At 50.1% G+C, this 12,878-nt stretch carries 10 protein-coding genes; 4 read left to right on the forward strand and 6 right to left on the reverse strand.

Features of this window, described 5'->3' with window-relative positions; all coding sequences use genetic code 11:
• The first annotated feature begins 142 nt into the window (after positions 1–142).
• Both ACYVFD_RS32075 and ACYVFD_RS32080 read left to right on the forward strand, forming a co-directional pair.
• Positions 143–772, forward strand: a complete 630-nt coding sequence (locus ACYVFD_RS32075) for a DUF305 domain-containing protein (RefSeq protein ID WP_293691132.1) — start codon at positions 143–145, stop codon at positions 770–772.
• 41 nt (positions 773–813) lie between these two features.
• Positions 814–1,392: a DUF305 domain-containing protein gene (locus ACYVFD_RS32080; protein ID WP_293871684.1), complete on the forward strand. Its 579-nt coding sequence runs from the start codon at positions 814–816 to the stop codon at positions 1,390–1,392.
• Positions 1,393–1,553: 161 nt separating this feature from the next.
• Here the strand turns inward: ACYVFD_RS32080 and ACYVFD_RS32085 are convergent, their stop codons facing one another.
• The 5 genes from ACYVFD_RS32085 to ACYVFD_RS32105 all read right to left on the reverse strand — a co-directional run bounded on the left by ACYVFD_RS32085 (position 1,554) and on the right by ACYVFD_RS32105 (position 8,393).
• Positions 1,554–4,397 carry a multicopper oxidase domain-containing protein gene (locus ACYVFD_RS32085; protein ID WP_293691128.1) on the reverse strand — a complete coding sequence of 948 codons (2,844 nt, stop codon included), beginning with the start codon at positions 4,395–4,397 and terminating at the stop codon, positions 1,554–1,556.
• Between the two features lie 94 nt (positions 4,398–4,491).
• The gene (locus ACYVFD_RS32090) at positions 4,492–5,004 is read right to left on the reverse strand and encodes a DUF305 domain-containing protein (RefSeq protein WP_461094681.1); all 513 of its coding nucleotides are present in this window, start codon (positions 5,002–5,004) and stop codon (positions 4,492–4,494) included.
• 99 nt (positions 5,005–5,103) lie between these two features.
• Complete coding sequence (locus tag ACYVFD_RS32095; protein ID WP_293691124.1) at positions 5,104–5,325, reverse strand: heavy-metal-associated domain-containing protein; 222 nt, start codon at positions 5,323–5,325, stop codon at positions 5,104–5,106.
• 51 nt (positions 5,326–5,376) lie between these two features.
• Complete coding sequence (locus ACYVFD_RS32100; RefSeq protein WP_461094682.1) at positions 5,377–7,668, reverse strand: heavy metal translocating P-type ATPase; 2,292 nt, start codon at positions 7,666–7,668, stop codon at positions 5,377–5,379.
• Between the two features lie 128 nt (positions 7,669–7,796).
• Positions 7,797–8,393 carry a helix-turn-helix domain-containing protein gene (locus tag ACYVFD_RS32105; protein WP_293691168.1) on the reverse strand — a complete coding sequence of 199 codons (597 nt, stop codon included), beginning with the start codon at positions 8,391–8,393 and terminating at the stop codon, positions 7,797–7,799.
• Positions 8,394–8,959: 566 nt separating this feature from the next.
• Here ACYVFD_RS32105 and ACYVFD_RS32110 point away from each other — a divergent pair.
• Positions 8,960–11,209, forward strand: coding sequence for a heavy metal translocating P-type ATPase (locus ACYVFD_RS32110; protein WP_461094700.1), 2,250 nt, complete (start codon positions 8,960–8,962; stop codon positions 11,207–11,209).
• Between the two features lie 130 nt (positions 11,210–11,339).
• Here the strand turns inward: ACYVFD_RS32110 and ACYVFD_RS32115 are convergent, their stop codons facing one another.
• Positions 11,340–11,786, reverse strand: a complete 447-nt coding sequence (locus ACYVFD_RS32115; RefSeq protein WP_293691118.1) for a 5-fold beta-flower protein — start codon at positions 11,784–11,786, stop codon at positions 11,340–11,342.
• 443 nt (positions 11,787–12,229) lie between these two features.
• Between ACYVFD_RS32115 and ACYVFD_RS32120 the strand changes: the two genes are divergently transcribed.
• On the forward strand, positions 12,230–12,877 hold the full coding sequence (locus ACYVFD_RS32120) for a cation transporter (RefSeq protein ID WP_293691116.1): 648 nt from the start codon (positions 12,230–12,232) through the stop codon (positions 12,875–12,877).
• The last annotated feature ends 1 nt before the right edge of the window (position 12,878 follow it).

Here is a 12,878-nt window from a genome sequence, read left to right on the forward strand (position 1 = left end):
GATAAACAAGTGACTGCAACTAAATCGAATGACAATATGCTATTTGGATCCGTAAATTCTATAAGTCTAAAGGGGTAATCTTGTAAAAACTCAGGTCAATAACCACAAGTTATGTAGAGGAACAAACGCATATCTCAACGCAATGAAAAGTAACGTATTTAAACTAGCCGGCTTCTTCGTACTGATAGTGGGAGCTATGACCGCCTGTACTAAAAATAGTGAGGGTATAACACCACAGGAACATGATGCCAATGTTTATCAGCAGATCATGCATGCGAACATGACGCAGATGAATGCTATGAAAATGACAGGAGATGCCGATCATGACTTCGCGATGATGATGCAAATGCACCACCAGGGTGCCATTGACATGGCTAATCAGGAACTCAAGAGTGGTACTGATCAACCTATAAAAACGATGGCACAAAACATTGTTACTTCCCAGACGGCAGAAAAAGCCCAATTTGCCCAGTTTCTTAGCAGCCACCAGCCAATGGCATCAGCGGCTGGTCAGTCCTTCGATATGATGGCTATGCAGGATATGGATAAAATGATGAAAGCGCAGGATACCCGTATCCTGACGGGCCGGTCCGATGTAGACTTTGTTGCGCTCATGATCGATCACCATCAGAGTGCTCTCGATATGGCACAGACTGAATTAAACTACGGTACGGTTGAGAGCATGCGTCAGATGGCTCAGAAAATCATTGCTGAGCAAAAGGCCGAAATTAGTCAGTTTCAGGATTGGCTTATCACCAACAAGCCCTATTGAGGTGTTGTGATGTATCATTTATCTCTAACTAACGAAAACGGATGAAAACGAATAAATTCATTGCAGCGGGACTGGGTGTGGCACTCCTGCTCACTCAACCAACGCTGGCTCAGAATCCTGGCAATGCCATGATGAAGTCCATGCAATCGGGCATGAATCAGATGATGAGCATGAAAATGACCGGCGATCCCGATCATGACTTCGCCATGATGCTTAAGATGCATCATCAATCAGCCGTAGAAATGGCTGATTTAGAGATTAAGCAGGGTAAAAATGCTCAGGTAAGAAAAATGGCTACCCAGATTAAAGCAGCTAATCAAAAAGAGATAGGAGAATTGACGCAGTTTATGAGTAGCCACAAACCTCAATCATCTTCGTCCAAGTTAGGACAAGAAGGAATGAAAATGATGCATAGCGGCACCCACTCCATGAACGGCAATATTGACCACGACTTTGCCAGTATGATGGCCCAGCATCACCAGCAGGGCGTTGATATGGCCCGTGCATTTTTGAAGGAAGGAAAGACGGAGAGAATGAAGGCAATGGCCAATAACGTTATCAAGGTGCAGACTAAAGAGATTGGCGAATTAAAGCGGCTTGAAGCAAGTCTGAAGGGTTGATCAACGCGATTAAGCCACTACCAATAAATGTATAATAATAATTCTGATTATCAGTGTAATAAATGGTATTACGAACATGATTGGAGTTAGGTTAACCATTTCAGTAAGGGAGTTAATAGTGAAGTAAAAAGGGTTTGCCGACCGGCAAACCCTTTTTATAATCAGAAGTTATACCCCAGCCCGCCCCCAACAGTGCGGTAACGTGTGTCATAATCGGTGTGTAGAAAGAGGTTCTTGCTGACTGTGTATTGCAACTCAACGTGCGCGCGCAGGTAGCCTCCAATCAACCACTGAGTCTGATACTGGAAATCTAAGCGGGGAAACAACATCTGCTGCCCATTGAGTTGAAAACGGACGTTGCCACGTGTGTCGAGTTTAACCTCTGACTGAATCAAAAACGGCAACATATACCGAATACCCGCCACCGCCCGGATGATGCGTTGATCCCCAGTTGGCTGTCCTTCTTCGGGCCGTATCCGGCGCAGGAATTCCTCGTTACCTCCATCTATTCCAGCAAATACCCGAAACCAATCGCCGAGGTAGCGTTCATAATCCAAATCGAACTCGAACCGATTTGTGCGCCAGTCGTGGTCACCCCCGGCAACGATGGCGTTTTTGTTAGTAGAGACATTTAGATTAAAGTAGTTGATCGGATAACCAGGTTGCAGGAAGCCCCAGACAAACGGCTGATTGTCGCGCATGTCGCGCAGGTGAAGTTTTTGAATAGCAGCGATGGATGAGTCCGGTTTGTCGCCATAGCTAACCACGCGGGCCATTCCGCTGAGCATATGATACAGCAGATGACAGTGAAAAAACCAGTCTTTCTCGTCATCAGCCATAAACTCAATCGTGACGTTTTCCATGGGCGATACGTTCACCGTATGCTTCAGGGGTGAATACTGACCCTGCCCGTTCAGTACGCGGAAGTAATGACCATGCAGGTGAATCGGGTGCATCATCATGGTATTGTTCGTCATACGGACACGCACAATTTCGCCCCGACGGATTTGAATCATGTCGGCTCGCGAGAGTGGCTGTCCGTTAAAGCCCCAGATGTAGCGGAACATATTGCCCGACAGGGTGAGCGGTATTTCGCGGATAGGGCGATTCGCCGGAAAGACAATCGGTTCGGAAGACCTGAGAATGCTGTAGTCGATGGTATTCTGCTCGTCCATCATGTTCATCCCTTCCATACCCCCGCCCCCACTGCTCATTCCTTTCATCCCGGCCTTATCGCCAGTTTTATTGTCCATGTTCATTTTACTGTGATCCATGCCAACCATGTCATCCGGCTTTTTGCCGTCCGTTTTCGTAGTGGGCATCGAATCCATTTTCATGGCCATGTTACTATGGTCCATGCCCCGGTCCACCGACGCGGGCATGGAGGAGTGGCCCATCTGTCCATGGTCCATCCCCGTCATGTCCATCTTACCATCTTTGGCCGTTTTCATGCCACCCATGTTCATGGCACTATGATCCATCCCAGCCATTGATCCAACCGCTTTTGACGGCTTTGAGGCTTTTTTTGCCGGAATCGCCTGCTTGGCAGACGGCTTATCACCCATATCCATCTGGCTGTGGTCCATCCCAGCCATCGGATCCTGCTTTTTCGGTTTGCCGGGTACGGCCTGTGCTGGCTTAGTCTGTCCCGTCTGCATCTGACTATGGTCCATGTTCCCCATGATTGGTTCTTTGGTGCCCGGTTTTGCTGGATTTACGGGTTGTTGGCTAGCCCCATGATTCATCCCGGCCATATCGTGCAGCATGGGGCCGTTCATGTCGGAGTTAGTCTGAGCAGTTGTGTCGGTTTTGCCCATGTTCATCGTACCCATGCCCATCCCCCCCATTCGACTCATGTTGGCGGTTAATTTATACAGATCGGGGCGGGGGACAGTGGGGGCGTACTTCGCCTTACCCTTTCCCAGCAAAGCCGTTGCGTAACCAGAACCGTCTTGTGCCGTCGCCCGTACTTCAAAAGCGCCACCGTTTGGGACAGTGACAATAAAGTCGTAGGTCTCAGCAATGGCAATTAGCCGCCTGTCAACGTCCACCGGTTGCACATCCAGACCATCGGCAGCGATCAACTTCATGGGACCACCGGCATAATTAACGTGAAAATAGGTGGACGCACTGGCGTTGATAACCCGAAGCCGAACGGTTTGACCTGCTTTGATTTCCGGGTATCGAACCGTGTCTTTTCCATTTACCAGGAACCGGTCGTAGTAAACGTCGGAAATATCCATCGGTGCCATTTTCATCATCGACTGCCGCAGGTACGCCCCCACGGCCTTGTGCTGAATAATGCGGTTGAGCGATTGGACATTGTTTTTTTTGATCGAGTACCATTCGTTGCGCCGTTTCAGGTTTTTCAGGATATGGGCCGGATTTTCATCCGTCCAATCCGACAGTAGTAACACCAAATCATGATCTACTTTGTGAGTGGGCTGCTGAGGTTGAATGGCAATCGAGCCGTATACGCCAATCTGCTCCTGATAGCGCGTGTGGGAGTGAAACCAGTACGTACCTGACTGAACGAGGGGGTACTCAAACGTGTAGGTGTCGCCCGCATGAATAGGGGGGGTATTCAAATACGAAACACCATCCTGTTTGTTGGGGAGCAGGATGCCGTGCCAGTGCAGCGAGGTTTCTGTTTTCAGTTTGTTATGAACCCGAATAACGGCTACATCACCTTCTGTAAACCGCATGGTGGGTCCGGGAATCCCACCGTTTATGGTCATGGCCTTTTTGGGTTTGCCCGTAATATTAACCATCTGCTCATCAATGACCAGATCATACGGTACCCGTTTCCCTGTCGGCTTTACGTTCGCCAACGCCTGTGGCCGCGACACGGGCAAACTTGTTTTGACAGCTGGGAAGTTAGACTTGTCAGGATTGTGAGGTTGCTCAGCCGACCGATTGGCATCGGGCATTGTGTGCTGTTGATGTTGTCCGTAGCTGGCCGTAAACACCAGAACAAGATAGGTGATGAGAAAAAAACGTTTCATAATCAGTGCTTTCGAATTATAACTTAATAAAACAAAAAGCTCTACCTTATAGCAGAGCCGTTTATAATTAACAGGCCTGTTCTCTCAATCCTCTTTACTTATCCAGTTCAGCGATTTTGTTCTTCATTTGCCTGATTTCTTTTTCCTGTGCTGAAATGATATCCTGCTGTAACTTTTGCAGTTCGGGATCGCTGAGTTTGGCCGCCCTAGCCATCAGAATGGCTGCGGCATGGTGCGGAATCATCGACTTGGCAAACTGCTTATCGCCAACCGCCGTTTGAACACGAATGAGAAAAAAAAAGCCGACCAATGCTAGGGTACTAATCGCGACGATTAGAACATTCCGCTGTTTATTTGTATACATGGACGACATCAATAGTACTTCGATAATAAGCATTGGCATTGTCATCAGGCCAGCCATGTACAACTGATTGACGTTCGGAATTACATTTTCAAAACGGTCCACCATCGAGTACATGAGGATGTACATGGAGAAAAAGGACAAGGCTCCCATGATGGCTAATTTGCCGTAGTGGTTTTGCCCAGCCATCGTGTGGCCCTGCTGCATTGACCGAACCTGGTCGGTCTGTTGATTATGTGTTTCCATAAATAGATTTGTTGAGTATCAGTAAAACAAATAAGCTGCCCCACCGGATAGTGGACCAGCTTATAAGATTAAGACCATACCGTTACAAAATTTTAGAAATCAGGGCCGTGGTATTGGGTCTGCTTTATAGCCTGCCCGTTCAACCGCTTTTCGGACCTCCTCACCAATGCGGTTGTCCGTTGTCTGCACGGTTAGAATCTTATCCGGACTGGCGGTGTCTACATTCCAGCCATCGAGTTGTTCGATGTCATTGAGAAAAGGCGTTACGGTTGCCACGCAACCACTACACTTAATGTTTGTCTTGAAATTCAGCGTTTCCATGTTCGTTGTTATTACTTGGTTTATGTCTTGTTAAACTGTTCCCTTCATTCATCACAACTTAGTCGCCCGTAGCCGCAGGCTATTCGTAACCACTGACACGGAGCTAAGCGCCATCGCAGCCCCAGCAATCATCGGGTTCAACAAAAAGCCGTTCACGGGGTATAACAACCCGGCTGCAATGGGAATCCCAATCAGGTTATAGATGAAGGCCCAGAATAAATTTTGCCGGATGGTCTGCACGGTTTTACGGGATAGTTGCAAAGCCTTGGGTACACTATTCAGGTCGGAGGTGATAAGTGTCATTTTTGCTACATCCATCGCGATATCGGAGCCGCGTCCCATCGCGATGCTGACATCAGCCTGCGCCAGTGCCTGTGAATCGTTGATACCATCGCCGATCATGGCGACGACTTTGCCCTGTGCCTGTAGCTGTTTGACGAATTCCGCTTTATCGGCGGGTAGGGCCTCCGCTCGAAAGTCCTTTAGCCCAACCGCTTTGGCAACCGCCGCGGCCGTCTGGGCATTGTCGCCGGTCATCATGTAAACAGCAATGCCTTGCTCTTTGAGGGTATGAATCGCTTCGCAGGCGGTTTGTTTAACCGGATCGGCAATGGCTATCACGGCCAGAATGCGTTTTTGGTCAGCGAAATATACCACCGTCTTGGCCGCTTCCTGCCAGCTTTCGGCTACCTGTTTAATGGCGGGGCTAACCGTAACCGCCCATTCTGCCAGCAATCGGGCGTTGCCAACCAGGTAGGTTATGGCTCCAACCCGGCCTACAACCCCCCTACCAGTCAAACTCTCGAATTCGTCCAGGGTTGTTCCGGTTACCTTTCTGCTACGCAACTGCTCAACGACGGCATCGGCCAGCGGGTGTTCAGATTGGGCTTCCAGGGCATAGAGGACCGGCATTACATGGGCCACCTCATCGTCGCTTACTTGCCAAGCCAGATCCGTTACGGTGGGTTTACCTTCGGTAATGGTGCCGGTTTTGTCCAGCACAACGGCATTGACTTTGTAGCCGAGTTCCAGGCTTTCCGCGTCTTTGATGAGGATGTTGTTATCGGCTCCTTTACCGACGCCGACCATGATGGCTGTAGGAGTAGCCAGCCCCAGCGCACAGGGACACGCAATGACCAGCACGGTCACAGAGGTTAACAGCGCGTGGGTGAACGGTCCGCCGTCGCGGGCGTTTTCACCACCGAAGAACATCCAGGCTCCGAACGTTAGTAGAGCGATGCCGATCACTACGGGTACGAAGATACCGGCAATCTTATCGACTAATTTCTGCACTGGGGCTTTGCTGCCCTGTGCTTCCTGCACCATGCGGATAATTTGCGCCAGCACAGTTTCACCACCCACCTTTTGGGCCCTGAAGCGGAACGACCCTTTTTGATTGATAGTCCCAGCAAAGACGGTTTCTCCGGTTCGTTTGACTACTGGAACCGCTTCGCCCGAAATCATACTTTCATCTACATACGATTCCCCGAATTCAACAACCCCATCAACTGGAATCCGCTCACCCGGTCGTACGACGATGAGCTGACCGACGCGCACTTGTGCGATGGGGATGTCGCGTTCGACCGAATGTGGCCCGGCTCCGTCCTCGACAATTCGTACGGTCTTTGGTTGCAAACCCATCAGCTTCTTGATAGCCGACGAGGTATTTGATTTGGCCCGTTCTTCGAGCAGCTTGCCCAGCGAGATGAATGCGATCACTACCGCAGCGGCTTCAAAATAAACGTGCGGGTGCAAACCCCGGCTATGCCAGAACTGAGGATTTAGTGTGTTGAAGGCACTAAACAGAAAGGCGATGCCTGTTGACAGCGCCACCAGCGTATCCATGTTTGTTTTGCCATACCGGGCCTGCTTCCAGGCATTCACAAAGTAGGACCGACCCAGCCAGAACACGACCGGAGCCGACAGAGCCATCATAATCCAGTTGACGTACGGGAGGTCCATAAAGAACATACCCAGCACAACCACCGGAACGGATAGAATTCCGGCCCACAAGGTTCGTTTTCTTAATGATTCGTACTGTCGCTGTTGCGCTTCCTGTTGTACCTGCTGAGGATCGTCAACGTCGACCACTAAGTCGTAGCCAATGGATTGCAGTACCTGCTGCATCCCGGACGGGGTAATCAGTTTAGCATCATACTCGACCGAAGCCGACTGGTTGGCGTAGTTGACGGCCGCTTTCGCAATGCCGGGTGTATGGCTAAGCATGGACTCGACACTGACGGCACAAGCTGCGCAGGTCATCTCCAGTACTGGAAACGTTTGGCGGGTTAGCTCACCCGTAGTTGCGGATTTTGCAGGAGCAGTAATGGGTTGGGTCATCATGGTTTCGTCAATTTATAGGGCAAAGGTCGCCCCGCCTACCACCCATTTCGTTATACAATTACCCCGGCCGCTTGTGAGATTTTAGGGGATGCCCAAAGATGAACCACCACCGGCCTATTGGTTGCTGCTTACAGAGTCCCCTGCTGCAATACTTGCTTCTGTTGACGTACCTGACGGAAATAGGAAGGAGTCAAGCCGGTCTGCTGCCGAAACCGGTTGGAAAGGTGTTGCACACTGCTGTAACCCGTGCGGTGAGCAATCTCAGTGAGGGTCTCATCTGAGTACACCAGCCATTCTTTCACCTTGTCGATTCGCCGGAGGATAATATACCGTTCCAGCGTGATGCCCTCTGTTTTTGTAAACTGACTGCTGATGGTGTCATAATCTAGACCTAGCGCGTCCTGAATCTGGGTTGATAGTCGGCGGTTCTGCCGGTCGGAAGGCCGCACCCCCGCCGGTGCGGATCCGATGTTGCTTTCGCTAAGGTCAGTCGCCTGGGCGAAATAAGAATCAACAAAGGTTTTGGCTCGCTGGTGAACGGTCATTTTCTGTTGATCCTCCAGAAGACTAAATCCCTGCTTCGATAAAACAGTCTGGATGCGCTCAATGTCATTCGACGTTAAAGCGTCTCGAAGTGTGACCTTTCCTAACTGAACTGTAAGGACATCGAAACCAGCCTGAGTTAGTTCACGTTGAACGACGTCGATGCACCGGGCGCACACCATGCCCCGAATTCGTAGCAAACCTGCCTGGTGTTCCGCGTTACCGGCGTTCTGATCGTCCGGCTGAATCGCTTTCATTATTGTTGGCTCCATTTCTATCGGGCAATATCTCACGGGGTCGCCGGCCGGTTGAATGCCGACCTGACTACTTACCCCGTCACGCACTGGTGGAAGTAATTGCAGTGTACTCAATACGATAACAAACAAAGCTATGGGTATGAGTGATGCAGAGGCTTGCAAAATTCGGGCCTTGCCTTGCAGAATTTTTGTAGTATGGCCTTTTTTAACGTCCAGCGAGTTAAGTTGATGAGCTAGCGTGTTTTGCGCTTTCAGAATACACAACGAATGCTAACGGATCCAGGAATATGACGCATCAGCACCGGTATATGATACACGGCTTAACGACCACCGAGCAGGCCGAAGCCATCCAAAAGCGTTTGATTGGTCAGCCGGGCATCATCGACGCCCGGCTAACCGTTGACCCACCCGAAGCGTTGCTTACGGTTGAGCATCATCCTTCCGCTGCCGACATACAGCAACTGGTTTCGACGGTCGGATCGTTTCATGTGATGGAAGCCCGTGATGAGCCAGCCCCTATACATACCGACCATCAGGCAAGCGGGTTGCCTGCCAATCCCACCCATGACCACGAACCAAATGCAAACCGCGTAGGGTCTGCTGCCGAATCACCCGCTGAACAGAAAGCACTGCAACATATTGGGCACGATGGCCACAGTGGACCCGACAGTCCCCAGCAACATCAGGGCGGCATAGGGATGGAACATGAGTCGATGGATCACGCCCAGATGGATCATTCTAAGATGGGACATGGTAAGCAAGGCGGTCATGGGGGACACGGGGGGCATGATCATGGAGCCATGATCGCCGATTTTTTACGCCGGTTCTGGATTTGTCTCGCCCTGTCGGTGCCGGTTGTCCTCCTGTCAATGATGTTTCGCGACCTGACGGGCTACACCCTTGACTTCCCCTTTCGGAATGGGGTGGTGCTGGTGCTTGCGTCCATCATTTATGGCTACGGCGGCTGGCCATTCCTAACGGGTATGATCGGCGAACTGAGGAATCGGCAGTTGGGCATGATGACGCTCGTTGCCGTAGCCATCACCACCGCCTATGTCTATAGCGTCGTCGTATCGGTGGGGTGGTTGAGTGGTATGGATTTCTTCTTTGAGCTGGCCACGCTGATTGATATCATGCTGCTGGGCCATTATTTCGAGATGAAATCAGTAGCGGGAGCCTCACACTCATTGGAGTTGATCGTACAGATGTTGCCTTCTGATGCCCACAAGGTGAATGGAGATACCATCAGCGACGTAAACGTCACGTCACTGGCTATTGGCGACGTAGTGTTGGTTCGACCCGGAGAACGTATTCCGACTGATGGTGAGGTAGTTGAGGGGGATAGTGCGGTCAATGAGAGTATGTTAACGGGTGAAAGTGTGCCCGTACAGAAAGCGCTGCGCGATACGGTTATCGCCGGGGCGGTTAACGGAGAAGGGTCGCTCAAAATTAAGGTCACCCATCGGGGGGAAGACAGCTACCTCAACAAAGTGGTTAAACTGGTTGAGGAGGCTCAGAATGCCAAATCACAAACCCAGACACTGGCTGATCGCGCAGCGGGCTGGCTAACCATTGTATCCCTGTCGGTGGGGCTAATTACCCTTGTAACCTGGCTCTGGCTGGGTAAAGACGTCGCTTTTGCTGTCGAGCGGATGGTTACGGTAATGGTGACAGCCTGCCCCCACGCCTTGGGCGTTGCTATTCCGCTGGTAGTAGCCATCTCCACAGCCATTTCAGCCCAAAAGGGACTACTTATTCGCAACCGGACTGCCTTTGAGGAAGCCCGCAAAATTACCGCCATGGTTTTCGACAAAACCGGTACGCTGACCGAAGGCGAGTTTGGCGTTACACGCGTCAAGGTGTTGTCGGCAGACATGGACGAGACAACCTTGTTAGGTATGACAGCCGCTCTGGAACAACAGTCACAACACCCGATTGCCCAGGGCATTGTTCGTGAGGCTCAGAAAAGGAAACTGGATTTGCCATCCATCAGCAACTTTCAATCCATTACGGGTAAAGGCGTTACGGCTACCGTGAACGGAAAATCGGTTGTGGTTGTCAGCCCTGGCTATCTGAAAGAGAAAGAGATCAAACTGCCCCCGGATGCAACCGGCAGCGATGCCGAAACGGTAATCTTCGTTCTGATAAACGATCAACTTATGGGTTACGTAGCCTTAGCTGACCGTATACGCGATGATTCTAAAGAAGCCGTTCGACGCTTACAGGAGTCGGGTATAAAGGTGTATATGGCCACTGGTGATAACCAGAAAGTAGCCGATACCGTTGCTAAAGAACTGGGTTTGGACGGGGTATTCGCCGAGGTGCTGCCCGACGAGAAAGTAACGATCGTAAAGGATTTACAGGCAAAAGGCCAATTCGTAGCCATGACCGGCGACGGGGTTAATGATGCTCCCGCCTTAGCGCAGGCCAACGTAGGCATCGCCGTAGGTTCCGGCACCGATGTTGCCGCTGAGACTGCCGACATTATCTTAGTCAACAGCAAACCCACCGATATTACCAACCTGGTTGATTTTGGAAAGGCTACCTACCGCAAGATGATTCAGAACTTATTCTGGGCGACGGGTTACAATGTGATTGCCGTTCCGCTGGCGGCTGGGGTGCTGTATCCCAACTTTGTGCTTAGTCCGGCCTTGGGTGCCGTATTAATGAGTGCAAGTACAGTGATTGTAGCACTGAACGCGCAACTCCTAAAGCGGAGTCTTAACCCCAAACAGGAATAGCTATTACGCCTTTACGGTCAATTTTATCCCGTTCAATGAACTATTTTTCTTAAAGTTAGGCCCGGTCACCAAAGCAATAAAGGGCTTTAGCGACTGGGCCTTAACCTTGTAAAGTATAGAGTTCATACCGTTACTGCTTATTCATATGGGTATGCTGATTCTCAAAGCAGTGCAGTGCGCAGGCTGTTCCTTTGTAGCTTTCATGCACATTCCCGATTTTTTTGCCCTTAGCATCAAAAATGTCACAGGTTTTATCCGGATTATTTTTGATGGTGAACATCAGATCGCCACTGGCATCCATATAGGTTTTCCCATCTTTTCCCATATGCCCCATCTTTTTGTTCGTTTTGGCATCGACTAAGTTGCCCTGCCCGTCCACAAAGGCCATTTTGTGACCTTTCGCATCCTGTATCATCTTGTCTTTGGTGACGAGTCCAATCGTTGCTCCCGTAGCGTCTTTCACCTGCCCAGTGGCATTGATCGTCATCGGTTGTTTATAATTGGCACCTTGCGCATACGTATAAAAGGGGCTGGTAACCAGGCAGACAAAAAGAAAAACGAGTGCTAGTAATTTCATGATGGTATTGTTAAAAGTTGGTTATAGTTGCCCAAAGCGACTCGCTCGTTGTATCCGTGGGCTTCACCCATTTAGCGTACCAAGCAAGATCACTGGATTAGACAATGATCTGTATCAAAGGTCAGACGTGCGAGGATTCAATAAGATGACCTTAGTTATAGGATTTCCTGATCTTTCTCATATTCCTAAAACTGAAGCAGTTAGCTCTTCATTTGACAGTCTTAAATGAAAAAGGGGTGGGTAGTTCTGCGGAAAAGTAAATAATTCGTCGTTTAAGCCAGCAGTGTACAAAGTTGTCTCAAGAAAAGTAGCCTTTCTTGAGACAAGGTCAATGTCCTTTAAAAAGAAGTGTTCCTGTATAAACGCTCGTTTATATAGGAACAACGATCAAAGAAGGCGGATAAATTATTTCCCTGCCTTCCGGGTTACAAATACAAGAATCTATGGAAACGACACTTAATCCTCCCGTTGATAAACGGTGGAACATTGCCACGGGATTGGCCCTCTTTACCGTCGTGTACAATATCGGCGAAGGCTTGGTTTCATTGTATTTCGGCGCACAAGACGAAGCCTTGACCTTGGCAGGCTTTGGCGCGGATAGTTTTATCGAAGTCATTTCCGGCTTGGGTATCCTAGCCATGATCGCCCGTTTGCGTCGGTTCGGCAACAAAGATCGGGGCCGCTTTGAAAAGCTGGCTCTTCAAATCACGGGCGTCTGCTTGTATGTACTGGTGGCAGGTTTGATGATCGGCGCGGGCGTCAGTATTTGGGAGAATCAAAAGCCGGAAACGACCGTGGCCGGAATCGTGGTATCTCTGCTCTCCATTGCCATTATGCGAGTGCTTGCCAGGTGGAAGATTCGCACAGGCGAACAGCTCAGTTCAGCCTCTATTATTACTGATGGCAAATGCACAATGGTTTGTGTCTATATGTCGGTGGTGTTGTTGGCATCGAGTGTGCTGTATGAGTTGCTGCATCTACCCTACATTGATGCAGCTGGTATGCTGGGGCTAGCCTGGTTCTCCTTCAAAGAAGGGCAGGAGAGTTTCGAGAAATCGAACGATGTTGCGGCCTGCTGCGGTCATTGCTAGC

Source organism: Spirosoma gilvum, assembly GCF_054776815.1.